We start from the raw sequence: 24,560 nt of genomic DNA, 5'->3' as shown, positions 1-24,560 counted from the left end.
TTTAATACGCGCAGTGTAAATCTCTTAACGTCGTTAAACCCTGCCTTTGCTCAATTTTCATCACCTTTCTGTAGTGTGATTCACGAACTGTTAATTGCATATACACAGTGACAAAAAATATAAAACCACACCTTTAGTGGTAGTTTACTCCAGAGAATTTATTTCCAGATTAATAAAAGAACTGGAGTTGATATGATGAGCAATCAAAATAACCAAAATGCGGTTACTACGTTGACGGATATTGTCGCTAATTTTACCGCCATGATCTCCACCCGAATGCCCGATGACGTCGTCGATAAATTAAAACAGCTGCGTGATGCCGAAACCTCATCGATGGGAAACATTATCTACCACACGATGTTCGATAACATGCAGAAAGCAATCGACCTGAACCGCCCGGCCTGCCAGGACACGGGTGAAATTATGTTCTTCGTGAAGGTCGGTTCCCGCTTCCCGCTGCTGGGCGAGCTGCAAAGTATTCTTAAGCAGGCCGTGGAAGACGCCACCGTAAAAGCGCCGCTACGCCATAACGCGGTCGAAATCTTCGACGAAGTGAATACCGGCAAAAACACCGGCAGCGGCGTGCCGTGGGTCACCTGGGAGATTATTCCCGATGGCGACGATGCGGAAATTGAAGTTTATATGGCGGGCGGCGGTTGCACGCTGCCAGGGCGTTCCAAAGTGCTGATGCCTTCCGAAGGCTACGAAGGCGTGGTGAAATTCGTCTTTGAAAACATCTCCACGCTGGCGGTCAATGCCTGTCCACCGGTACTGGTCGGCGTGGGCATCGCAACCTCCGTCGAAACCGCCGCCGTGCTTTCCCGCAAAGCGATTCTGCGCCCGATAGGCACCCGTCATCCGAATCCAAAGGCAGCAGAGCTTGAGCTGCGGCTGGAAGAAGGGCTAAACCGCCTGGGAATCGGCCCACAAGGGCTGACCGGCAACAGCTCGGTGATGGGCGTACACATCGAATCCGCCGCCCGTCATCCGTCAACCATTGGCGTGGCTGTCTCCACCGGCTGCTGGGCGCACCGTCGCGGTACGCTGCTGGTTCATTCTGACCTCTCCTTCGAAAACCTGTCCCACACCCGGAGCGCGTTATGAAAAAGATCCTCACTACCCCGATCAAAGCCGAAGACCTGGAAGATATCCGCGTTGGCGATGTGATCTACCTGACCGGAACGCTGGTGACCTGTCGCGACGTTTGTCACCGCCGCCTGATCGAACTCAAGCGCCCTATTCCTTACGATCTCAATGGCAAAGCGATTTTCCACGCCGGGCCGATTGTGCGTAAAAACGGTGATAAATGGGAGATGGTCTCCGTCGGCCCGACCACCAGCATGCGTATGGAAGCCTTTGAAAAAGAGTTCATTGAGCAGACCGGCGTGAAGCTGGTGGTCGGAAAAGGCGGGATGGGGCCGCTGACCGAAGAAGGCTGCCAGAAATTCAAAGCGCTGCACGTCATCTTCCCGGCTGGCTGCGCGGTGCTGGCGGCGACCCAGGTCGAAGAGATAGAAGAGGTGCACTGGACAGAACTCGGCATGCCGGAATCGCTGTGGGTTTGCCGGGTGAAAGAGTTCGGGCCGCTGATTGTCTCTATCGATACCCACGGCAACAACCTGATCGCCGACAACAAAAAACAGTTCGCCGAGCGTCGCGGTCCCATCGTTGACGAGATCTGCGAGTACGTGCACTACATCAAATAACCCTCCTGGAGAGGCGCTGCGCCTCTCCCTTTTCTCAGGGATACGACAATGGCACCTTTATCTGGTTGGTGGCGATACCTGGCTCCACTGGTGGTCATCGCCATTATTGCTGTTTTGCCCGTCCCCACCGGTCTTGAGAGCCACACCTGGCTCTATTTTGCGGTCTTTACCGGCGTCATTGTGGGACTCATTCTGGAACCTGTGCCGGGCGCGGTCGTGGCGATGATCGGGATTTCGATCATCGCCGTTCTGTCGCCGTGGCTGCTGTTCAGCCCCGATCAGCTCGCGCAGGAAGGCTTCAAATTTACCGCCAAAGCCCTCTCGTGGGCGGTGTCTGGTTTTTCTAACTCGGTTATCTGGCTGATTTTCGCCGCCTTTATGTTTGGCACCGGCTATGAAAAAACCGGCCTCGGTCGGCGAATTGCGCTGATGCTGGTGAAGAAGATGGGCCATCGCACGCTGTTTCTTGGCTATGCGGTGATGTTTTCCGAGCTGATCCTCGCCCCGGTCACGCCGTCTAACTCCGCGCGCGGCGCCGGGATCATCTACCCGATTATCCGCAACCTGCCGCCGCTCTATAACTCGCAGCCTAACGACGCCAGCTCCCGCTCCATTGGCTCATATATTATGTGGATGGGCATCACCGCCGACTGCGTTACCAGCGCCATTTTCCTGACGGCGATGGCGCCTAACCTGTTGCTGATTGGCCTGATGAAAAGCGCATCCCATACGGCGCTAAGCTGGGGCGACTGGTTCTCAGGAATGCTGCCGCTAAGCATTCTGCTGGTCTTGCTGGTTCCGTGGCTGGCCTACGTGCTGTATCCGCCGGTACTGAAGTCGGGCGACCAGGTGCCGCGCTGGGCGGAAGCTGAGCTAAAGGAGATGGGCCCGCTCTGCTCGCGCGAGAAAAAGATGCTGGTGCTGATGGTCGGCGCGCTGGTGCTGTGGATCTTCGGCGGCGATTACATTGATGCCGCGATGGTCGGTTATAGCGTGGTGGCATTGATGCTGGTATTACGCATCATCTCCTGGGATGACATCGTCAGCAATAAAGCGGCATGGAACGTTTTCTTCTGGCTGGCTTCGCTGATTACGCTCGCCACCGGACTGAACAATACCGGCTTTATCACCTGGTTTGGCAAACTGCTGGCAAACGGGCTAAGCAGCTATTCGCCGATGATGGTGATGGTCGCGCTCATCGTGGTGTTTTATCTGTTACGCTACTTTTTTGCCAGCGCCACCGCTTATACCTCCGCGCTGGCGCCGATGATGATTGCCGCCGCGCTGGCGATGCCGGACATCCCCTTACCGGTGTTTTGCCTGATGGTCGGCGCCGCCATTGGTCTGGGCAGCATTCTCACCCCCTATGCGACCGGCCCAAGCCCCATCTACTACGGTAGCGGTTATCTGCCGACGGTGGATTACTGGCGGCTGGGCGCTATTTTTGGCCTGATCTTCCTGGTTCTGCTGGTAATAACCGGCCTTGTCTGGATGCCTCTCGTTTTGCTGTAAACCTCGTTGGGGCGGCATGACGCCGCCTCTTTTTTCCATAAGCTTCTCGTATGACCGTTTTCCCGATGCGCTGAGGCATACTTTTTTGTATGCACTCCCCTCACGCTGATAAGGGAAACGCTCTGGACACCGTTGCGCATAAGACTCTCACACGGGGCTGGCAGGCCGAACTGGATCTGCGGTTTACCCGCGCCGCGCATAAAACAGTGCTCACTTCGGCGCGACACGTCGGCCCGCTGACGGTACAGCGTCCGTTTTACCCGGAAGACGACGTTTGCCACCTCTATTTGCTTCATCCGCCGGGCGGTATTGTCGGGGGCGATGAACTCACGATTTCCGCCACGCTTGCAACAGACAGCCATGCGTTAATCACCCAGCCTGGCGCAGGGAAGTTTTACCGCAGTCGCGGCCCTCAGGCGCAGCTGCGGCAGGATTTTTATCTCGCCCCGCAGGCCACGCTGGAGTGGCTGCCGCAGGATACGATCCTTTTTCCCGGCGCGAACGCTAACATCCAGTCGGTCTTTCATCTGGCGCAAGAGAGCCAACTGCTGGCCTGGGATCTGCTCTGTTTGGGGCGACCGGTGATGCAGGAGACCTTCAGCCACGGCACGCTGCGCAACCGCCTGGAAGTATGGCGGGACGGTACGCCGCTATTAATAGAAAGGCTGCACCTTGAGGGAGGAAACCTGCACACCGTCGCCAGACATCCCTGGAGCGGTACGCTGCTCTGTTATCCCGCCACGGAAAAGATGCTGGACGGCGTACGCGAGCAAATTGCCCCCCTCGGCGACTACGCTGGCGCGACGCTGATTGATTCACTGCTGGCCCTGCGCTTCCTCGGGCACGACAACCTGCTTATCCAGCGCGTTATGCGCGCCGTCTGGCAATCCTTACGACCACAACTGACCCAAAAACCGCCATTCCTGCCCCGTATCTGGCAGACATAAGAGAATCACTATGGAACTGACTCCCAGAGAAAAAGACAAGCTGTTGCTCTTTACCGCCGCGCTGGTGGCGGAGCGTCGTCTGGCGCGTGGACTGAAGCTGAACTACCCGGAATCGGTGGCGCTGATCAGCGCTTTCATTATGGAAGGCGCCCGCGACGGCAAAAGCGTGGCGTCACTGATGGAAGACGGTCGCCATGTGTTGACCCGCGATCAGGTGATGGAGGGCGTGCCGGAAATGATCCCGGATATTCAGGTTGAAGCCACCTTTCCAGACGGCTCGAAACTGGTCACCGTTCATAACCCGATCGTATAAAGGAGGAACCATGATTCCAGGCGAATACAGGATCTCCACGGGAAACATCGCGATCAATACAGGCAGAGAAACCTGCACGATCGTGGTTGAGAATCATGGCGATCGCCCGGTTCAGGTCGGATCACACTATCACTTTTACGAGGTCAACCCCGCATTACGCTTTGACAGGCAAGCCGCACGCGGTTTTCGCCTGAACATCCCCGCAGGCACGGCAGTGCGTTTTGAGCCGGGGCAAAAACGCGAGGTCGAACTGGTGCGCGTCGCCGGGGCACAGCGTATTTTTGGTTTTCGCGGCGAAGTAATGGGCTCTCTGGAGGCAGACAATGACTGAGATTTCCCGGCAGGCTTACGCCGACATGTTTGGCCCGACGACCGGCGACCGGGTGCGTCTGGCGGATACCGAACTGTGGATCGAAGTCGAAAACGATCTCACGACCTACGGCGAAGAGGTGAAATTCGGCGGCGGCAAAGTGATCCGCGACGGTATGGGCCAGGGGCAGATGCGTGCTCGCGCGTGTGTGGATCTGGTGATCACCAACGCGCTGATCGTCGATCACTGGGGGATCGTCAAGGCGGACATCGGCATCAAAGACGGCAGGATCTTCGCCATCGGCAAAGCCGGTAACCCGGATATTCAGCCCAATGTGACGATCCCAATTGGCGTCGGCACGGAGGCGATCGCCGGTGAAGGAAAGATCGTTACCGCAGGCGGCGTGGACACGCATATTCACTGGATCTGCCCGCAGCAGGCGGAAGAGGCGCTGGTCTCTGGCGTGACGACCATGATTGGCGGCGGCACCGGCCCGGCAGCGGGCACCAATGCCACCACCTGCACGCCTGGCCCGTGGTACATCGCCCGCATGTTGCAGGCGGCGGACAGCCTGCCGGTGAATATCGGTTTTCTCGGCAAAGGGAATGGCTCGAACCCGGACGCGCTGCGTGAGCAGATTGCCGCCGGCGCGATCGGCCTGAAGATCCACGAGGACTGGGGCGCGACGCCTGCGGCGATCGACTGTGCGCTGACCGTGGCTGAAGAGATGGATATTCAGGTCGCGCTGCACAGCGACACGTTAAACGAGTCCGGTTTCGTCGAGGACACGCTGGCGGCAATTGGCGATCGCACGATCCATACCTTTCATACCGAAGGGGCGGGCGGCGGTCACGCCCCGGATATTATCACCGCCTGCGCGCATCCCCATATTCTCCCCTCCTCCACCAACCCGACACTGCCTTATACCGTCAACACCATTGACGAGCATCTCGATATGCTGATGGTCTGCCACCATCTCGACCCGGATATCGCCGAAGATGTGGCGTTTGCCGAGTCGCGTATTCGTCGGGAAACCATCGCCGCCGAAGATGTGCTGCACGATCTCGGCGCCTTTTCCCTGACCTCGTCGGATTCCCAGGCGATGGGACGGGTGGGCGAAGTCATTCTGCGCACCTGGCAGGTGGCGCACCGGATGAAAGTACAACGCGGCCCGTTAGCGGAGGAGACGGGCGATAACGACAACCAGCGCGTAAAACGCTACATCGCCAAGTACACGATAAACCCGGCGCTAACCCACGGCATCGCCCATGAGGTCGGTTCTGTTGAGGCGGGAAAGCTGGCGGATCTGGTGCTCTGGTCTCCGGCCTTTTTTGGCGTAAAACCCGCAACACTCATTAAAGGCGGGATGATCGTCTGCGCGCCGATGGGTGATATCAACGCCTCGATTCCTACCCCGCAACCGGTGCATTACCGGCCGATGTTTGGCGCGCTTGGCGCGGCGCGTCATCACTGTCGCCTGACCTTTCTTTCTCAGGCTGCGGTTGAAAACGGCATTGCGCAGCAGCTCAACTTACGCAGCGCCACCGCCGTCGTGAAAGGCTGCCGGACGGTAAAAAAAGCCGACATGATCCACAACAGCCTGCAACCCAACATCACCGTTGACGCCCAGACTTACGAGGTGCGCATTGACGGTGAGCCGATCACCAGCGAACCGGCAGACGTGTTGCCGATGGCCCAGCGTTATTTTTTATTCTGAGGAGACGACATGCTGTATCTGACGCAACGTATTGAAACGCCCGCCGCCGTCACGGCAACGCTGACGCTCCCTATTGATGTCCGCGTCAAAAGCCGGGCGAAGGTAGTGCTGGGCGACGGACGCGAAGCCGGTTTACTGCTGCCGCGCGGTTTGCTGTTACGCGGCGGCGATCGCCTGAGCACGGAAGATGGCGCAGAGGTAGTGGAGATCATCGCCGCAAACGAAGCCGTTTCGGTCGTGCGCTGCGCCGATCCGTTCCTGCTCGCCAAAGCCTGCTACCACCTGGGCAACCGCCACGTTCCGCTGCAAATTCTGCCTGACGAGCTGCGCTATCACCACGATCACGTACTCGACGACATGCTGCGCCAGTTCAGCTTAGAGGTGACTTTCGCGCATCTGCCCTTTGAACCGGAGGCGGGGGCATATGCCAGCGAATCTCACGGCCATCACCACGGCCACGCCCACTGATGACTGACGCCAGACAACGGCTACGCCTGATGCAGCTCGCCAGCAGCAGTTTACCGGTGGGATCGTTTACCTGGTCTCAGGGGCTGGAGTGGGCGGTGGAGATCGGCTGGGTGAAAAACGCGGAAGACTTTGCGCACTGGCAAACGCAACAGCTGGAGCAGAACTTTTTTACCGTCGACCTGCCGATTTTCGCCCGGTTATACCACGCCTGTGAACGGAATGACGTTACCGCCGCTCGCCGCTGGAGCGCATATCTGCTGGCCTGTCGGGAAACCCGGGAACTGCGCGAAGAAGAGCGCAGCCGGGGGGCGGCGTTTACACGCCTGGTGGTGGACTGGGTGCCGGACTGCCCGCAGACGTGGCGTCCGCTTTTTGCCGACAGCCAGCTCTGCGGTATGGCGTGGCTGGGCGTGCGCTGGCGCATCCCGCTGACGGATCTGGCGTTAAGCCTCGGCTACAGCTGGTTAGAAAGCGCGGTGATGGCGGGGGTGAAGCTGGTGCCCTTCGGACAACAGGCGGCGCAGCAGCTCATTCTTTCGCTTTGCGACCATTACGCGCAGGGTATGGCGCAGGCGCTGGCTCGCCCGGATGCGGATCTGGGCTCATCCACGCCGCTGGCCGCCATCGCTTCTGCCCGTCACGAAACACAATATTGCCGATTATTTCGCTCCTGAGGAGACACGATGAACGACTATAAACATCCCCTGCGCGTCGGCGTGGGCGGTCCGGTGGGTTCCGGTAAAACCGCCCTGCTGGAAGCGTTATGCAAAGCGATGCGCGATACGTATCAACTGGCGGTGGTGACTAACGATATTTATACCAAAGAGGATCAGCGCATTCTTACCGAAGCGGGCGCGCTGGCGCCGGAAAGGATTGTCGGCGTGGAAACCGGCGGTTGTCCGCATACCGCCATTCGCGAAGACGCCTCAATGAACCTGGCGGCGGTGGAAGCATTAAGCGAGACATTCGGCAACCTGGATCTGATCTTTGTCGAGAGCGGCGGCGATAACCTGAGCGCCACCTTCAGCCCGGAGCTGGCCGATCTGACGATCTATGTGATCGACGTGGCCGAAGGCGAGAAGATCCCGCGTAAAGGCGGGCCGGGGATTACCAAATCCGATTTTCTGGTGATCAACAAAACGGATCTGGCGCCGTATGTGGGCGCGTCGCTGGAGGTAATGGCGCGCGATACAATGCGCATGCGCGGGGATCGGCCGTGGGCGTTTACCAACCTGAAAACCGGTGACGGCCTGGCGACGATTATTGCGTTTCTGGAAGATAAAGGGATGTTGCGGGTATAGCGTTTTTTATCGCCGGGAGGCGGCTTCGCCTGACCCGGCCTACGGTATTGTAAGCCCGGTAAGCGAAGCCGCCACCGGGCAAAAAATCACGCCGCAGGCAACTCCGCCAGCGGCCAGCGAGGACGCACGCTCACGCCTAAATCCGCCGTTGCGCCGGCTTTGAAGCGCACCATACCGGCGTAGGCGATCATCGCGCCGTTATCGGTGCAAAACTCTGGCCGCGCGTAGAACACTTCGCCACGCCGTTTTTGCATCATTTCCGCCAGCTTCGCACGCAGCGTGCGGTTGGCGCTCACCCCGCCCGCCATCACCAGACGCTTAAAGCCGGTCTGATCCAGCGCTCGCTTACACTTGATCATCAGCGTATCCACCACCGCATCTTCAAACGCACGGGCAATATCGGCGCGGGTCTGTTCATCATCACCGTTGCTGCGGATAGTGTTTGCGGCGAACGTTTTCAGCCCGGAGAAGCTGAAATCCAGCCCAGGACGGTCGGTCATCGGACGCGGAAAGACAAAACGCCCTGCGGTGCCCTGCGCCGCCATTTTCGACAGCATCGGGCCGCCAGGGTAATCCAGTCCCAGCAGTTTGGCGGTTTTATCAAACGCTTCACCGGCCGCATCGTCAATGGATTCGCCTAACAGCGCATACTGACCAATCCCGGTCACGCTGATAAGTTGGGTATGACCGCCGGAGACCAGCAGCGCCACGAACGGAAATTCCGGCGGATTGTCTTCCAGCATCGGCGCCAGCAGGTGCCCTTCCATATGGTGTACCGGAATCGCCGGAACATTCCAGGCAAACGCCAGCGAACGGCCAACGGTCGCGCCGACCAGCAGCGCCCCCACCAGACCCGGCCCTGCGGTATAGGCCACGGCATCAATCTCTTTCGCCGTCAGACCCGACTCTTTCAACGCCGCCTGGATCAGCGGCACGGTCTTGCGTACGTGGTCGCGCGAGGCCAGTTCAGGCACTACGCCGCCGTAGTCAGCGTGCAATTTCACCTGACTATACAATTGGTTGGCTAACAGACCTTTTTCGTCGTCGTAAATAGCGATGCCGGTTTCATCGCAGGATGTCTCAATACCCAGTACACGCATGACTTGTTTTACCTCACTCTGATACCGCGCAGTGTAGGGCCAATGCGGGTTGATGTAAAACTTTGTTCGCCCCTGGCGACAGCCTCGTGTATACTCCTCACCCTTATAAAAGTCCCTTTCAAAAAAGGCGTCGGTGCTTTACAAAGCAGCAGCAATTGCAGTAAAATTCCGCACCATTTTGAAATAAGCTGGCGCTGATGCCAGCGGCAAACCGATTTAATCAAAGGTGAGAGGCACATGCCGGTAATTAAAGTACGTGAAAACGAGCCGTTCGACGTAGCTCTGCGTCGCTTCAAGCGTTCCTGTGAGAAAGCAGGTGTTCTGGCGGAAGTTCGTCGTCGTGAGTTCTATGAAAAACCGACTACCGAACGTAAGCGCGCTAAAGCTTCAGCAGTGAAACGTCACGCGAAGAAACTGGCTCGCGAAAACGCACGCCGCACTCGTCTGTACTAATGCGTTGAGGGCGTAAGCTCTCGATTCAGACCGAGTTGTAGTTGTAAGGCCGTGCTTCCGAAAGGAATGCGCGGCTTATTTTCGTTTATGCATTGGCATATATACAAAATCATTCAGGATGCGGCAAAGCGGCGCCTGAAAGATGAAGTGTATAAAAGGGGCATATGGCTGGACGAATCCCACGCGTATTTATCAATGACCTGCTGGCACGCACCGACATCATCGATCTGATCGATGCGCGGGTGAAGCTGAAAAAGCAGGGCAAGAATTTTCACGCGTGCTGTCCGTTCCATAACGAAAAAACCCCCTCTTTCACCGTGAACGGTGAAAAACAGTTTTACCACTGCTTTGGCTGCGGCGCACACGGCAACGCGATCGATTTCCTCATGAACTACGACAAGCTCGATTTCGTGGAAACCGTCGAAGAACTGGCTGCAATGCACAACCTGGAAATTCCCTACGAAGCAGGGACAGGTCTTAGCCAGATAGAGCGCCATCAACGGCAAAACCTCTATCAGTTAATGGACGGGCTGAATGCGTTTTATCAACAGTCGCTCGCCCACCCCACAGCAGAGCCTGCGCGCCAATATTTGCAAAAACGCGGCCTTAGCGCTGAAATCGTTCAACGCTTCGCGATTGGTTTCGCTCCGCCAGGCTGGGATAACGCATTAAAACGTTTCGGTAATAATAGCGACAACAGAGCGCTGTTACTGGATGCCGGAATGCTGGTCAACAATGACCAGGGCAGAACCTACGATCGTTTCCGTAATCGGGTGATGTTCCCGATTCGCGATAAACGAGGACGGGTGATTGGTTTTGGTGGCCGCGTACTCGGTAACGATACACCGAAATACCTGAACTCCCCGGAAACCGATATTTTCCATAAAGGTCGACAGCTGTATGGCCTTTATGAAGCTCAGCAACATAATGCTGAACCACAGCGACTGCTTGTTGTTGAAGGCTATATGGACGTTGTCGCGCTGGCGCAGTACGACATTAACTACGCCGTGGCATCGTTGGGGACATCGACAACAGCCGACCATATCCACATGTTATTCCGGGCGACTAACAATGTGATTTGCTGTTATGACGGCGATCGGGCCGGACGCGATGCGGCATGGCGAGCGCTTGAAACGGCAATGCCCTATATCACCGACGGACGGCAGTTGCGCTTTATGTTCCTGCCTGATGGCGAAGACCCGGATACGCTGGTGCGTAAAGAGGGCAAAGAAGCATTCGAAGCACGGATGGAGCAGGCTCTGCCGCTCTCTCTGTTTCTCTTCAATAGCCTCTTGCCGCAGGTTGATTTGAGTACGCCGGATGGAAGTACGCAGCTTGCCGCGCTGGCGCTGCCGCTGATTAACCAGGTTCCCGGAGATACGCACAGGATCCAGCTACGACAGATGCTGGGGCTGAAATTAGGCATCTTTGACGATAGCCAGCTTGACCGCTTAATGCCAAAACAGGCAGAAAGTGGCACGGTACGCCCAGCTCCGCAGCTAAAACGCACGACCATGCGTATACTTATAGGGTTACTGGTACAAAACCCGGATTTGGCGCCGTTAGTACCACCGCTAGGCGGTCTGGATCAAAAAAAGCTGCCCGGGCTTGGCTTATTTGAAGAACTGGTCAACACTTGTTTGTCTCAACCAGGTCTGACCACCGGCCAACTTTTAGAACATTATCGCGGCACAAATAGTGCTGCGACCCTTGAAAAATTGTCGATGTGGGACGATATAGCTGATAAGGACATTGCTGAAAAAACCTTCACCGACTCACTCAACCATATGTTTGATTCGATGCTTAAGCTGCGCCAGGAAGAGTTGATTGCTCGCGATCGCACACACGGTTTAAGCAACGAAGAACGCCGGGAACTCTGGACGCTGAACCAGGAACTGGCCAAAAAATGAATTGATAGACAAAATCGTTCAAGTTGTATTAAGGCAGCAAGAGAACGCAGCTAACGCAGAGACAACTTGAAGGATGACGTATTTAACGGCTTAAGTGCCGAATAGCGATCGGGAAGCCCCCGACAGCCGCACTGAGAGGCAGCGGCAAAAATATAAGTACGCCCTCGCTTTAAAGGTTGGCAGATACACCGCCGACACCAATCAAACGAAATAAGTGTGGATACCGTCTTATGGAGCAAAACCCGCAGTCACAGCTGAAGCTTCTTGTCACCCGTGGTAAGGAGCAAGGCTATCTGACCTATGCCGAGGTCAATGACCATCTGCCGGAAGATATCGTCGATTCAGATCAAATCGAAGACATCATCCAAATGATCAACGACATGGGTATTCAGGTGATGGAAGAAGCACCGGATGCCGATGATCTGCTGCTTGCTGAAAACACCAACAACACCGACGAAGACGCGGAAGAAGCTGCTGCTCAAGTTTTATCCAGTGTTGAATCTGAAATCGGTCGTACCACTGACCCGGTACGCATGTACATGCGTGAGATGGGTACGGTTGAACTGTTAACCCGTGAAGGCGAAATCGACATCGCTAAACGTATCGAAGACGGGATCAACCAGGTTCAATGCTCCGTTGCCGAATACCCGGAAGCGATTACTTATCTGCTTGAACAGTACGATCGCGTTGAAGCCGAAGAAGCTCGCCTGTCAGATCTGATCACCGGCTTTGTTGACCCGAACGCTGAAGAAGATATGGCGCCTACCGCCACGCACGTCGGTTCTGAACTCTCTCAGGAAGAGATGGACGACGACGATGATGAAGACGAAGAAGAAGACGACGACAGCAGCGATGACGACAACAGCATCGACCCGGAACTGGCGCGCGAAAAATTCGCAGAGCTGCGTACGCAGTACGAAGTCACCCGTGACACCATCAAAGCGAAAGGTCGCAGCCACGCCGATGCGCAGACCGAAATTCTGAAGCTGTCTGAAGTGTTTAAGCAGTTCCGCCTGGTGCCGAAGCAGTTCGACTACCTGGTGAACAGCATGCGCGTCATGATGGATCGCGTTCGCACGCAAGAACGCCTGATCATGAAGCTCTGCGTTGAGCAGTGCAAAATGCCGAAGAAAAACTTCATCACCCTGTTCACCGGCAACGAAACCAGCGAAACCTGGTTCAATGCCGCCATTGCGATGAACAAGCCGTGGTCCGAAAAGCTGCACGATGTCACTGAAGACGTTCAGCGCAGCCTGCAAAAACTGCAACAGATTGAAGAAGAAACCGGCCTGACCATCGAGCAGGTAAAAGACATCAACCGTCGCATGTCCATCGGCGAAGCGAAAGCCCGCCGTGCGAAGAAAGAGATGGTTGAAGCGAACTTGCGTCTGGTTATCTCTATCGCCAAAAAATACACCAACCGTGGTCTGCAATTCCTGGATCTGATTCAGGAAGGCAACATTGGTCTGATGAAAGCGGTAGACAAGTTCGAATACCGTCGTGGTTACAAATTCTCCACCTATGCCACCTGGTGGATTCGTCAGGCGATCACCCGCTCTATCGCGGATCAGGCGCGCACCATCCGTATTCCGGTGCATATGATTGAGACCATCAACAAACTCAACCGTATCTCCCGCCAGATGCTGCAAGAAATGGGTCGCGAGCCGACGCCAGAAGAGCTGGCCGAGCGCATGCTGATGCCGGAAGACAAGATCCGTAAAGTGCTGAAGATCGCCAAAGAGCCTATCTCCATGGAAACGCCGATCGGCGACGATGAAGATTCGCATCTGGGAGATTTCATCGAGGATACCACCCTCGAGCTGCCGCTGGACTCTGCCACCACCGAGAGCCTGCGTGCCGCAACGCATGACGTGCTGGCTGGCCTGACGGCGCGTGAAGCAAAAGTGCTGCGGATGCGTTTCGGTATCGATATGAACACCGACCATACGCTGGAAGAAGTGGGTAAACAGTTTGACGTTACCCGCGAACGTATCCGTCAGATCGAAGCGAAGGCGTTGCGTAAATTGCGTCACCCGAGCCGTTCTGAAGTGCTGCGTAGCTTCCTGGACGATTAATCTCGCCGCATAAGCATCAACGCCACCGCAAGGTGGCGTTTTTTTTACCGCTTACAGCCCGTGAACCACCAGCGATTCATCAAGTTCCCGATACGCCTCCACCAGCTTTTCCGTCCTGATGCGATTTAAGCCGCTGGGATTCGGCAACACCCAGATCTGCGTATCGCCAATGGTCATCGTCTGTTTTCCCCACTGCGCGCCGCGCTGGCTAAATCCCTGCTCAAACGCCTGCTTACCCAGAATCGCCAACGCCGCAGGTTGATAGTGCTCAATCTTCTCAATGAGCTTATGACCGCCGCTACGCATCTCCTGAAGCTTAACTTCGTTCGCCTGCACGGTAGGCCTGTCGACAAATTTGGTAACGCCACAGCGGAAATCCAGCAGATGCTGCGCCTCTTCCGGTTTCAGTTGACGCCCGGTAAATCCGGCAAGGTGGATTACCTTCCAGAAACGGTTGGCAGGATGCGCGAACGGGAACCCTGTCCCCGCAGAAGAGAGGCCGGGATTGATGCCGCAAAATACCACTCTCAGCTCCCGCGCCAGTATGTCCTTAACCATGTTAACTCCTGAACGATACATCAGGCTGAAAGTATAACGGATTGAAAATACGTTGTTTATAAAAACAGCATCCGTACGGTTATGGCTGGATTGCAACACGGAGTTACTTTATAATCCACCGCCACGGCCCCTTAGCTCAGTGGTTAGAGCAGGCGACTCATAATCGCTTGGTCGCTGGTTCAAGTCCAGCAGGGGCCACCAAATATCAAGGACTTGCGAGAAATCGCAGGTCCTTTTTTCTGGGTGGCCGGAATAGATGCTCCCGAATTGAAGGCGAGAGCATCGGGGCAGATAGATCTTTTTGCGCGCGCTCAGCTTATACCAGTGCCCGAAGCTGCTCACGCATATATAAAGAAAAATATTCAGGGTTTTTAATAAGCACCCGCTCTCCTGACGCAATTTTTTCAGCCCACCCGACCAATTTTTCCGTAAACCCGGCATTCCACCCTTCCCGATCGCCTCGGGCTGCCACATCTTCTGCTCTCGCCGGAACCCCCAACTCGTTCAAATATTTAAAAATCCCCTTGGCTGTACTTTCATCCATTGGGTGTGGGACTGAAGCGGATGTATTCATACCGTTAATGAAATCTAAGGCTTTATCAATGACTGCTGGCATACTTTTATCCTTAAAATTAACCATCTGAAAAACACCTCTCTAATATGCCCCTGGATTGAACTTAATATCAAAGAAATCATTAAATTTATCCTTTTCTTTCAACCAGGTTTCGAGGTGAGTCACAACACCATCCGTCTTCCGCTCCACAGATCAACCAGATAGCCCGCAAGGCAGGAGACAACAAGCGCAGCAAGTGTGGGGGATTAGACGCCTGGTGAGGGGCGGTCAGTGCCGGGTTCACCGAGAGAAAAAACAAAATTAATTACGCTCCAGTTTGATACGCCTCTAAAAATATGAGTTTCAGTATGAAACACAAATAATGGTCTGTAGAGAAAAGTGTGATCATGTCGAATGACATTAATCAAAAAATACGTTCGGAAGATAATTGCGTTATCAATTGAGCAATTTTTATCCTGTTGACTTAATACCTGAGAGCGACAAAATAAAGAACACGAAATAAAACATTTACCGCCGCGCGATAATTCATCGCGGCCTCAGCCCTGTACGTCGTAGCAGGATATGTTATTGGCAGAAACTGCGTTGCGCTGTTTCTCTGAATGCTCATCCGAACCCTGGAAGGTCTTATTATGAGCTATCGTATGTTTGATTATCTGGTGCCAAATGTGAACTTTTTCGGCCCCAATGCCATTTCGGTTGTGGGCGAACGCTGCAAACTGTTGGGCGGGCTGTAACCCGGAAAAATTTGCGGATATCGCCGGGAGCCCCCGGCGAAAGCCGGTCTAGTCGTGATGCTTGCGCTTGAACTGGCTGGCGTCGATGTCGTACTGCTTCATCTTACGCCACAGCGTAGTGCGGCCAATGTTCAGCAAATGAGACATTTCCTGCACCCGTCCGCTGGTGACGCGGGCGGCATGGATAATCGCCTCTTTCTCGATAGCCGTAAACGTCAGGCTGGCGGGTAACAGCGATGATGTCGTATCCATGCCGGGGCGTTCAGAAAACAGATATTCCGGCAGATTACTCAGGCGGATGTGGCCGTTATCGCTGCTGATAGCGATGTTTTCGATGACGCTGTTCAGCTCGAAGTCATTGCCCGGCCAGGAATAGGCCACCAGTTGCGCCAGCGCATCATCATCCACCTTCAGGCTGGTTGAAAAGCGTTTTTTCAGGCCGTTCAGCCGGTTATAGACCAGCGAAGGGATGCTGTTACGCCGCGCGCGCAGCGGAGGAATAATAATTTCAAACGAATGCAGGGCATAGTAAAGCTGACGGCTAAAGCGGTTCTGCTCGACCAGATTCGCCAGATCAACCGTGGTCGTCGCGATCACTTTCACATCCACCGGGATCAGACGTCGCGCGTCAAGGCGGGTTAACACGCCCTGCTTGATCACTTGCAGCAGCGCAGACTGTAACTCCGGCGCCAGATATTCAATTTTTTCCAGAAACAGCGTGCCACCGCTCGCCAGTTCAAGGCGGCTCAGACGACCATTTTCATCATCGGTTGGCGCACTGCCCATAAAATCCTGCCCCAGTACGCTATTGGCATAGAGCTGGCAGTTTACGGCGATATAAGGCCCGCTCGCGCGCTCGCTTTCGTTGTGGATAGCCTGGCTGAGAAGCTCTTTGCCCACTCCTTCTTCACCACACAGCAGAACCGGGAAGCTCCCCCTCGCAGCCTGGCGGCCAAAGTGGATCAACCGACGCGTTTCTGGATCGTCCGTCGACATCTGTTCAAAGGTATGGCTCACTTTCCCCAGTTGACTGGTCATCAACTGGCGCATTTGCTCCACCGGGTGCAGCAGCAGAATAAAGCTGTTGCCCTGCTCCTCAACTATCGGTTTCAGGGTAATGACGGCATCAACAAACTGATGCTGACTTTCAAAAGTCACTTCGACATGGCTCAACCCGCGGGCGTGTTTAATGGCGCGACGCAGCAAGGCAGGCAAATTGACCAGATCATGGATGTTTTTCCCCTGGCTGGCCTGCGTATCCAGATGCAGCATCGTGGCCGCCCGCGCGTTGAGAAACTGCAACACGCCCTGCTCGTTCCACGCCATAACGCCATCGTCCATGCTTTCCAGCAGCCCGTACATCTGATTCAGATGACGATTAGACTCGGCCAACAGGCTATCAGTTAACAGTGAATTTCCCACTTCACGGGCGATCGCCAGCGTCAGCGATAAATCAGAGACTGACTGGTGCTCCACCAGACAGCAGAGCGAAATGGAGCCAAACAGGCGGCCGTGATTATCAAATACCGGGGTTGAGCAGAATGACCACGGGTGCAGCGCCTGTTTAAAATGCTGCTCTCCGGCCGTTTTGGTTGGCTGCCCCGGCATGGTTGCCAGCGACAGCGCACAGCTGCCGATGATGCTTTCCGCACAGTAGCTGCCGTCGAGAAAGCCCAGTTCCGCCAGTTTCTCCAGCGTCCCGGGATCGCCGCAGCGGTTTAAGATACAGGCGGATTCATCCAGGATAAACAGCGCGCAAGGTCGTCCATCCATGAACTCCCAGGCATCTTCCAGCGCAGCCTGGCCTATCGTCAGCAACGCCGTTTTGCGTCGGCAAATCGATTCAAAGGTCAGCCCTTGCGCCTGGTGCGGCGTCTGCCAGGTTTCTCGCTGCATAAACTTGCTGCAACGATGCCATGACTGAGCGATGACGGAAGATACTTCCTTCCCGATGTCCTGCGTCTGAGCCGTCATATCCTTTTCCGCTGTTTTACCATAGACAACCCCTCCGGCCGGAACGGTCAGAGGGGAGGAGAAACTGCCTGTTTATCTCGGGAAGGGAACGTAACTAAAGGCGGATTAACGCGCCAGCCACTGCTGGCCTAACAGATCCGCCGTCAGAATCGCGGCATAAACGCTGTCCGGCGTCACCTCAAACGGCATATTGTGGATGGTTTCGCCTTCCGCGCAGGTCGCTTTCGCCACCGCCTGAATTTTCCCTTCAATGCCGTCTTTCACGCCCATCTGCGCGAGGGTAATCGGCAGCCCCACTTTCTCGCAGAACCCCAGAACGGTTTCGATCTCTTCCATCGGGCTGTTCTGTAATACCAGTTGCGCCAGCGTGCCAAACGCGACCTTTTCGCCGTGATACAAATGGTGGCACTCTTCCAGAATAGTGAAACCGTTGTGAATCGCATGCGCCCCGGCCAGACCGCTGCTCTCAAAGCCAATGCCGCTGAGATAGGTGTTGGCTTCAACGATACGTTCCAGCGCATCGGTCACAACGCCAGCCTGAGCCGCCAGACGCGCTTTTTCACCTTCTGCGAGCAATGTATCATAACACAGGCGCGCCAGGCTCAAGGCCGCCGCCGTAGACTGTCCGCCCGCCATGCTCGTTGCTCTGGCGTCATAGCAGGCTTTCGCTTCAAACCAGGTGGAAAGCGCATCCCCCATCCCGGACACCAGTAAACGCACCGGCGCTTTGGCGATGATTGCCGTGTCCATCACCACCATATCCGGGTTTTTCGGGTAGATCAGATACTCTTCAAACTCGCCCGCTTCGGTATAGATAACCGACAATGCGCTGGTCGGGGCATCGGTGGACGCAATAGTCGGAATAATAACGACCGGCAGTTTCTGGTAGTAACCAATGGCTTTTGCCGTATCAAGCGTTTTCCCGCCGCCGATCCCCACCACGCCACGGCAGCCTTTTTGTTTCAAAATGGCCATCAGACGGTTGATTTCAACATGGCTGCATTCGCCATTGAAACGTTCTGCGTGGCAACGGATTTCGTGGCTATTCAGGCCATTCAGCACCTTCTCTCCCGCCAGCTTCATGACGAAGTCATCTGCAATCACGAAAAAGCTGTCCGCCAGGTCTTTGGCATATTGACCGAATAAGACAGAAGCATCAGGTCCCTGGAGATATTTGGCTGGAGATTGAATAACTTTTAGCATTCCTGTCATCCTCAAATAAGTGCATGTATTTACATGGTGAGCCCTGGCGTTATCCTGTTTGGCCCTGTGTTAATGGCGAAAACGGAGCGATACCGGAGCGATGCAATCACTGTAGGACGAGGCATCGCCAAAAAAATCTTTCCTCTTTTTGTTCTGAAATGGAACACAGAAAAATTCATCACGTTTCATAGTGGAACAATAAACCCTAAAAAACGGCAGGATTGCGATCCCGATCCGTTCAGCCTTCTCATAATGCGTCTGAAAAAAGGGGAATCATGCGTGGTTTTCGCCGCCGACTGCCGACAAGACAGGAAAATATTTTTCTGTCCGGCCAACTTTTCTGCGTGAATGAGCGGGAAAAAGGCGCGCTCCGGCTCGCATTTTGGCTTTTTTTCATCAGAAAACGTTTCATTACGGAACGTAAAAGAATAATTTCGTTTCGTAATGAAACTCCTTTTCTTCAAATTTTTTTCTTCATGAACTCAGCCAGAATCTCCTCATCGCCGACCTGCCCCGCAGCGTCCCGATGATGAGCGCCTCCGCAACCATAATGTGCAGCCGGGGGTGTGTTTTTCCCACTCTCCAGGAACCGTTATGACTCAATTCTTTTTTAACCAGCGACCCCATCTCGTCAACGACGTCATTGAAGGAACGATTATCTCCAGCCCGTGGAACAATCTGGTGCGCCTGGAGAGCGATCCGGCGATTCGTGTCGTGGTTCGCCGCGATCTGAACCGTAGCAACGTCGCGGTGATTTCCGGCGGCGGCTCCGGGCACGAACCTGCCCACGTTGGCTTCATCGGGAAAGGCATGTTAACCGCTGCCGTCTGCGGCGATCTGTTTGCCTCCCCCAGCGTCGATGCAGTGCTGACCGCTATCCAGGCGGTCACTGGCGACGCCGGCTGCCTGTTAATCGTAAAAAACTATACCGGCGATCGTCTGAACTTCGGCCTTGCGGCAGAGAAAGCGCGCCGTCTGGGCTACAACGTTGAAATGCTGATTGTCGGGGATGACATTTCGCTGCCAGACAATAAGCACCCGCGCGGTATCGCGGGCACCATTCTGGTTCATAAAGTCGCCGGCTATTTTGCCGAACGCGGCTACAACCTGGCGACCGTCTTGCGTGAAGCGCAGTACGCCGCCAACAATACCGTGAGTCTTGGCGTTGCGATTTCCAGTTGCCATCTGCCGCAGGAGACGGAGAACGCGCCACGCCATCATCCTAATCAGTCTGAGCTGGGCATGGGGATCCACGGCGAACCCGGCGCATCAGTCATTGATACCCAAAACAGCGCGCAGATTGTGCGCCTGATGGCCGACAAACTCCTCTCCGCTCTGCCTGAGACCGGTCGTCTGGCGGTGATGGTCAATAACCTTGGCGGCGTCTCCGTCGCGGAAATGGCCATCATCACGCGTGAACTGGCGCGCAGCCCGCTGCATAAACGCATCGACTGGCTTATCGGCCCGGCTTCGCTGGTGACTGCGCTGGATATGAAAGGTTTTTCACTGACGGCAATGGTGCTGGAAGAAAGTATCGAAAAAGCGTTGCTCTCCGGGGTGGAAACCAGCAGTTGGCAAACGCCGGTGCCGCCGCGTGAGATAACCATTATGCCATCCTCACTGCAAAGCGCGCGGGTAGAGTTTCAGCCTTCAGAGAACGCGTTAGTTGCCGGGATTGTTGAGCAAGTCACCCGCACGCTGTCCGATCTGGAAATGGATCTTAACGCGCTGGATGCCAAAGTCGGCGACGGCGATACCGGCTCAACTTTTGCGGCAGGCGCGCGTGAAATCGCGGGCCTGCTACACCGCCAGCAGTTGCCGCTCGACCATCTCGCCACGCTGTTCGCACTCATTGGCGAACGCCTGACCGTCGTCATGGGCGGCTCCAGCGGTGTGCTGATGTCCATTTTCTTTACCGCCGCGGGGCAGAAACTGGAACAAGGCGCCAGTGTGGCGGAAGCGCTGAATACCGGTCTGGCGCAGATGAAGTATTACGGTGGCGCGGATGAAGGCGACCGTACCATGATCGATGCTTTACAGCCGGCCCTGACATCGTTGCTTGCGCAGCCACAGGATCTGCACGCGGCCTTTTCCGCCGCGCAAAATGGCGCAGAACGTACCTGTCAGTCCAGCAAAGCCAACGCCGGACGCGCATCCTACCTCAGCAGCGAAAGCCTGCTTGGCAATATGGACCCTGGCGCACACGCCGTGGCAATGGTGTTTAAAGCGCTGGCGGAAAGTCACAACGCCTGATAGTCAGCAGAAAACCGGGCCCGCAGTGGCCCGGTTAAACTTCCACCTGTAAGGAATGATTAAGCCGGCTTACGATGCCAGTATGCTGCGGCGCGCACCCGTTGCGGATCAAACTGTTCCGTTTCAAAGCGACGGCTGAGATGCTTAACCACTTTCCCTTCGCCTGTGATCCAGATGAAATAATCCGCTTCCGGCACCGTTAATTGCGCCAGTCGCTCATCAATCGCCTGCTCATCGTGTCCGACCACCCATTCAATGGCAAAGCCATCAAGATGCGCCAGATAATCCTGATACGCGGCATCCTGTACGCTGACCAGCGCCGTAACATGCGGGCGAACGGACAAGCGATCGAGCGCTTCCAGGCGGCGGCGCAGCGCTGGCATCCCTGACTCATCGCAGACATAAACCTGATATGCATAGTCTTCCGGCACCACCAGCGATCCACGCGGCCCACCGATGGTGAGCGTGTCGCCTTCGCGAGCGTTTACTGCCCATGTGCTCGCCACGCCGCCGTCGTGAATAAAGAAATCCAGCGCCAGCTCGTGCCGCTCTTCATCATATAAGGGCGTGTAATCGCGGGAAGCAGGACGTACGCCCTCTCCCCAGACAATCCCTTCGTCCGTCACCGTCGGAGGAACGAACAGGCTGCCCGGTTCAGGGAAAAACACTTTGGTGTGATCGTCAAAGCCGCGCGAGCTAAAGCCTTCCAGCGCTTCACCGCCAAGAACAATGCGCTGAAAACCGGCGCTAATACGCTCGACGCGCAGAACGGTAAGTTCACGAAAACGCAGTTCGTTACGAACGCGCTGTGGGTAGCGTGAGGATGTATTTATCATTTTTTCGCCTTCATGCAGATAATACGATATATCTAAATTAAATTTTAAATGATAATGATTGTTAGTTATGAAGATTGCAAGCACTTTTTTGATACAGTAACCTTCGATATATCTCACGATATAAAACAATTTTAATCACTTTAAAATCAATAAATTAAACAAAATAAAAATCGATCAACTTGCAAGATCATAAGTTTTAGATATAAATTAGATATATCTAAATAAAACAGGAGTACATCATGCGACATCATCATGAAGGTTGCGAGAGAGAGCATCACCACGGCCATGAACATGGCTGCGAGCACCGTCATGGCCGGGGCGGCGGCGGCGGACGTCGCCAGCGCTTTTTTGGCCACGGCGAACTACGCCTGGTGATTCTGGAAATTTTGACCCGCGAGGCCAGCCACGGTTACGAATTGATTAAAGCCATCGAGAACCTGACGCTGGGCAACTACACCCCAAGCCCAGGCGTGATTTACCCAACGCTGGATTTTCTTCAGGATCAGGAATTTATCACTATCAAAGAAGAGGACGGCGGGCGTAAGCAGATCACCATTACAGAACAGGGGCAACGGTGGCTGGAAGAGAACCGTGAACACCTGGAGCACATCCACGAACGCGTGAAAGCGCGCTGCGTCGGCTTTGAACTGCGTAAGAACCCGCAAATGAAACGGGCGCTGGACAACTTCAAAGCCGTGTTGGATCTGCGGGTGAATCAGGGCGGGATCAGCGACGCGCAGCTTAAGCAGATAATCGGCGTTATCGATCGCGCGGCGCTGGAAATCAGCCAACTGGATTAAGCAGGCGGTACGTCCTCCGCACGGATGCGGAATACTTTCACGATCTCTTTTAAGTGCCGGGCCTGCTCATTCAGCGACGCCGCTGCCGCAACGGACTCCTCAACCAGACACGAGTTCTGTTGCGTGGTGGCGTCAATCAGCCCAATCGCGCTGTTGATTTGCGAAATCCCATCGGTTTGTTCGCGACTGGCCTGACCGATTTCACGCAGAATCACATCCATCTCTTCAACGTTATCCACCATACCATTAATCAACGCACTGGCTTTTTCCACCAGTTGCATCCCCTCCTGCGTCTGGCTGGTAGAGTCTTCGATCAGGTGGCGGATCTCACTGGCCGACAACGCGCTTTTTTGCGCCAGTTGACGAACTTCCCCCGCCACGACCGCGAAGCCACGCCCGTGTTCCCCGGCGCGAGCGGCTTCCACGGCGGCGTTAAGCGCCAGAATGTTGGTCTGGAAGGCAATAGAATCAATCAGGTTGATAATGTCGGACATGCGGTTAGAGGTCTCATTTATCACGCGCATTTTTTGCGTGACCTGACGCATCATCTCACCGTTATTTTTCACCACGCTGGCCGCATCGGCAGAAAGATGGGTCGCTTCGCTGGTGTGGTCCGCCGTATTTTTGACAGTGGCGGTAATCTGCTCCATAGAGGCCGCCGTTTGCTCAACAGAACTGGCCTGTTCTTCAGTACGCGCCGCCAGATCCTGGTTGCCCGCGACAATTTGCGCCGCCGCGCTGGAGATATTTTCAGAGCCGTTCTGAACTTCCTGCACGATCACCAGCAGACGGTTTTTCATCTCCATCAGCGCCTGTAACAGCACGCCGGTTTCATCCTTTTGCGCGATATGAATCGTGCGGGTCAAATCCCCCTCCGCAATCGCCCCGGCAAACTGCACGGCGTCATTAAGCGGTCGGGTAATGGAACGTACGATGTACCATCCCATTATCACTCCGGCGGCAATGCTGATGAGCGCCAGGAGAATCAGCTGTGCCCGGTTGGTGCGAAAATCCTGGTCAACCGACGCGCCCGCATTGCGCATCAGCGTATCTTCAATAGCGATCAGCTCCTGTACTTTAGCTTTATACGCCTGCTGTATGTTGACGGTGGTCGTCATCATCTCCTGTATCGCCGCCGGACGATTATGGTTCTGAATTTCCTGCAAAATACGGAACCGGGAGGCCAGATACTGCTGACGCACATCGCGAATTCCGGCGATAATGGCCTTTGAGGCCTCGTCATGACGGCTGGCGGACAGCTCATCGAGCAATACCGTAATGCGCTGGCTAATCGCATCCAGCTGCTTTTGCGACTCCTGGCTCCAGCGCCCTTCTTCATCCAGCAGCATCAGCTGCTGCGTGCTAACGAAATCCTGAAAATTATCGATCAGCAGGTTGGCTTTCACCGTTGTGGGATAATCGTGAGTAATGATGTTCTGCATACTGGTATTCGTTCGATTCAGGCTGAACAACGAAAGGCCAGAACTCACGATCATCAGTACAATAAACAAACCAAACGCAATAAATAATTTCGAGCGGATCTTCATGTTATGCAAAAGCATATTTCCCCCTGGAGATTGTTTTTCCTCTATACAGGGTTCGTTATCGGTTACGGTTGCGCTAACTTTATGATATTGATCGTTTTTTATTTCAAGTTATTACAGTAAATAGTTTTCAACGATGAATATCGGCAGACCGATCGTTATACAATTCATTTTTCAGGTTCGGGAAAATGAAGAATCACACAAAATAACGCAGCGGGTTTAAATAAGGAAATAGCTCGAAATGGTAAATATTTAATATGTGCTTAACATTG

At 54.9% G+C, this 24,560-nt stretch carries 23 protein-coding genes, 1 tRNA gene and 1 pseudogene; 18 read left to right on the top strand and 7 right to left on the bottom strand.

Annotated features, from left to right (window positions below; all coding sequences use genetic code 11):
- Nucleotides 1-192: 192 nt before the first annotated feature.
- From ttdA to ureG, 10 genes are all read left to right on the top strand, one after another.
- Nucleotides 193-1,104 carry a L(+)-tartrate dehydratase subunit alpha gene (gene ttdA, locus OGV82_RS10395; protein WP_012135190.1) on the top strand — a complete coding sequence of 304 codons (912 nt, stop codon included), beginning with the start codon at nucleotides 193-195 and terminating at the stop codon, nucleotides 1,102-1,104.
- The gene (ttdB, locus tag OGV82_RS10390) at nucleotides 1,101-1,706 is read left to right on the top strand and encodes a L(+)-tartrate dehydratase subunit beta (protein WP_012135191.1); all 606 of its coding nucleotides are present in this window, start codon (nucleotides 1,101-1,103) and stop codon (nucleotides 1,704-1,706) included. Before ttdA ends, ttdB begins: the two co-directional genes overlap by 4 nt.
- A gap of 48 nt (nucleotides 1,707-1,754) precedes the next feature.
- The gene (locus tag OGV82_RS10385) at nucleotides 1,755-3,218 is read left to right on the top strand and encodes an anion permease (protein WP_047461140.1); all 1,464 of its coding nucleotides are present in this window, start codon (nucleotides 1,755-1,757) and stop codon (nucleotides 3,216-3,218) included.
- 89 nt (nucleotides 3,219-3,307) lie between these two features.
- Nucleotides 3,308-4,165: an urease accessory protein UreD gene (locus OGV82_RS10380; protein ID WP_199972207.1), complete on the top strand. Its 858-nt coding sequence runs from the start codon at nucleotides 3,308-3,310 to the stop codon at nucleotides 4,163-4,165.
- 10 nt (nucleotides 4,166-4,175) lie between these two features.
- On the top strand, nucleotides 4,176-4,478 hold the full coding sequence (locus OGV82_RS10375) for an urease subunit gamma (RefSeq protein ID WP_042289336.1): 303 nt from the start codon (nucleotides 4,176-4,178) through the stop codon (nucleotides 4,476-4,478).
- A 10-nt stretch (nucleotides 4,479-4,488) separates the two neighbouring features.
- Nucleotides 4,489-4,809: an urease subunit beta gene (locus tag OGV82_RS10370; RefSeq protein WP_012135195.1), complete on the top strand. Its 321-nt coding sequence runs from the start codon at nucleotides 4,489-4,491 to the stop codon at nucleotides 4,807-4,809.
- Nucleotides 4,802-6,505 carry an urease subunit alpha gene (gene ureC, locus OGV82_RS10365; RefSeq protein WP_047461135.1) on the top strand — a complete coding sequence of 568 codons (1,704 nt, stop codon included), beginning with the start codon at nucleotides 4,802-4,804 and terminating at the stop codon, nucleotides 6,503-6,505. The genes OGV82_RS10370 and ureC overlap by 8 nt, the downstream gene beginning before the upstream one ends.
- Before the next feature lie 9 nt (nucleotides 6,506-6,514).
- Entirely contained in the window at nucleotides 6,515-6,973 is a 459-nt protein-coding gene (ureE, locus tag OGV82_RS10360; protein WP_012135197.1) for an urease accessory protein UreE, read from the top strand.
- Entirely contained in the window at nucleotides 6,973-7,647 is a 675-nt protein-coding gene (locus tag OGV82_RS10355; protein WP_047461132.1) for an urease accessory protein UreF, read from the top strand. The genes ureE and OGV82_RS10355 overlap by 1 nt, the downstream gene beginning before the upstream one ends.
- 9 nt (nucleotides 7,648-7,656) lie before the next feature.
- Nucleotides 7,657-8,274, top strand: coding sequence for an urease accessory protein UreG (gene ureG / locus OGV82_RS10350; protein ID WP_012135199.1), 618 nt, complete (start codon nucleotides 7,657-7,659; stop codon nucleotides 8,272-8,274).
- Nucleotides 8,275-8,360: 86 nt separating this feature from the next.
- Here the strand turns inward: ureG and tsaD are convergent, their stop codons facing one another.
- Complete coding sequence (gene tsaD / locus OGV82_RS10345; RefSeq protein WP_047461129.1) at nucleotides 8,361-9,374, bottom strand: tRNA (adenosine(37)-N6)-threonylcarbamoyltransferase complex transferase subunit TsaD; 1,014 nt, start codon at nucleotides 9,372-9,374, stop codon at nucleotides 8,361-8,363.
- A 237-nt stretch (nucleotides 9,375-9,611) separates the two neighbouring features.
- Between tsaD and rpsU the strand changes: the two genes are divergently transcribed.
- The 3 genes from rpsU to rpoD all read left to right on the top strand — a co-directional run bounded on the left by rpsU (nucleotide 9,612) and on the right by rpoD (nucleotide 13,812).
- Nucleotides 9,612-9,827: a 30S ribosomal protein S21 gene (gene rpsU, locus OGV82_RS10340; RefSeq protein WP_001144069.1), complete on the top strand. Its 216-nt coding sequence runs from the start codon at nucleotides 9,612-9,614 to the stop codon at nucleotides 9,825-9,827.
- A gap of 164 nt (nucleotides 9,828-9,991) precedes the next feature.
- Nucleotides 9,992-11,737, top strand: coding sequence for a DNA primase (gene dnaG / locus OGV82_RS10335; RefSeq protein ID WP_012135203.1), 1,746 nt, complete (start codon nucleotides 9,992-9,994; stop codon nucleotides 11,735-11,737).
- 200 nt (nucleotides 11,738-11,937) lie between these two features.
- Entirely contained in the window at nucleotides 11,938-13,812 is a 1,875-nt protein-coding gene (gene rpoD / locus OGV82_RS10330) for an RNA polymerase sigma factor RpoD (RefSeq protein WP_256372597.1), read from the top strand.
- Between the two features lie 51 nt (nucleotides 13,813-13,863).
- On the opposite strand, the gene mug is transcribed toward rpoD, so the two are convergent.
- Nucleotides 13,864-14,370: a G/U mismatch-specific DNA glycosylase gene (gene mug / locus OGV82_RS10325; protein ID WP_047461125.1), complete on the bottom strand. Its 507-nt coding sequence runs from the start codon at nucleotides 14,368-14,370 to the stop codon at nucleotides 13,864-13,866.
- 125 nt (nucleotides 14,371-14,495) lie between these two features.
- Between mug and OGV82_RS10320 the strand changes: the two genes are divergently transcribed.
- Nucleotides 14,496-14,571: transfer RNA gene (locus tag OGV82_RS10320), tRNA-Ile, on the top strand.
- Nucleotides 14,572-14,686: 115 nt separating this feature from the next.
- Here the strand turns inward: OGV82_RS10320 and OGV82_RS10315 are convergent.
- Nucleotides 14,687-15,010: a DUF1889 family protein gene (locus OGV82_RS10315; protein WP_012135206.1), complete on the bottom strand. Its 324-nt coding sequence runs from the start codon at nucleotides 15,008-15,010 to the stop codon at nucleotides 14,687-14,689.
- 563 nt (nucleotides 15,011-15,573) lie between these two features.
- Here OGV82_RS10315 and OGV82_RS10310 point away from each other — a divergent pair.
- Nucleotides 15,574-15,672: pseudogene (locus OGV82_RS10310) on the top strand (hypothetical protein); the annotation flags it as partial.
- A 54-nt stretch (nucleotides 15,673-15,726) separates the two neighbouring features.
- Here the strand turns inward: OGV82_RS10310 and dhaR are convergent.
- Nucleotides 15,727-17,652 carry a dihydroxyacetone kinase operon transcriptional regulator DhaR gene (dhaR, locus tag OGV82_RS10305; protein ID WP_047461122.1) on the bottom strand — a complete coding sequence of 642 codons (1,926 nt, stop codon included), beginning with the start codon at nucleotides 17,650-17,652 and terminating at the stop codon, nucleotides 15,727-15,729.
- Nucleotides 17,653-17,757: 105 nt separating this feature from the next.
- Complete coding sequence (locus OGV82_RS10300) at nucleotides 17,758-18,855, bottom strand: glycerol dehydrogenase (protein WP_024130968.1); 1,098 nt, start codon at nucleotides 18,853-18,855, stop codon at nucleotides 17,758-17,760.
- 33 nt (nucleotides 18,856-18,888) lie between these two features.
- Here OGV82_RS10300 and OGV82_RS10295 point away from each other — a divergent pair, with 33 nt between their 5' ends.
- Nucleotides 18,889-19,203: a hypothetical protein gene (locus OGV82_RS10295; protein ID WP_047461118.1), complete on the top strand. Its 315-nt coding sequence runs from the start codon at nucleotides 18,889-18,891 to the stop codon at nucleotides 19,201-19,203.
- Nucleotides 19,204-19,449: 246 nt separating this feature from the next.
- Nucleotides 19,450-21,108, top strand: coding sequence for a glycerone kinase (locus OGV82_RS10290; RefSeq protein ID WP_047461116.1), 1,659 nt, complete (start codon nucleotides 19,450-19,452; stop codon nucleotides 21,106-21,108).
- 59 nt (nucleotides 21,109-21,167) lie between these two features.
- Here the strand turns inward: OGV82_RS10290 and OGV82_RS10285 are convergent, their stop codons facing one another.
- Nucleotides 21,168-21,944 carry a siderophore-interacting protein gene (locus OGV82_RS10285; protein WP_047463900.1) on the bottom strand — a complete coding sequence of 259 codons (777 nt, stop codon included), beginning with the start codon at nucleotides 21,942-21,944 and terminating at the stop codon, nucleotides 21,168-21,170.
- Between the two features lie 239 nt (nucleotides 21,945-22,183).
- Between OGV82_RS10285 and OGV82_RS10280 the strand changes: the two genes are divergently transcribed.
- Complete coding sequence (locus tag OGV82_RS10280; RefSeq protein WP_047461113.1) at nucleotides 22,184-22,744, top strand: PadR family transcriptional regulator; 561 nt, start codon at nucleotides 22,184-22,186, stop codon at nucleotides 22,742-22,744.
- On the opposite strand, the gene OGV82_RS10275 is transcribed toward OGV82_RS10280, so the two are convergent.
- Complete coding sequence (locus OGV82_RS10275; RefSeq protein WP_101744064.1) at nucleotides 22,741-24,306, bottom strand: methyl-accepting chemotaxis protein; 1,566 nt, start codon at nucleotides 24,304-24,306, stop codon at nucleotides 22,741-22,743. The two genes, OGV82_RS10280 and OGV82_RS10275, sit on opposite strands and share 4 nt — an antisense overlap.
- Between the last annotated feature and the right edge of the window lie 254 nt (nucleotides 24,307-24,560).

It is taken from the genome of Citrobacter sp. CK191 (assembly GCF_030333435.1).
Classification (GTDB): domain Bacteria; phylum Pseudomonadota; class Gammaproteobacteria; order Enterobacterales; family Enterobacteriaceae; genus Citrobacter_B; species Citrobacter_B koseri.
Note: the sequence above shows the minus strand (reverse complement) of the source record. Positions and strands in the feature narration are given on the sequence as shown.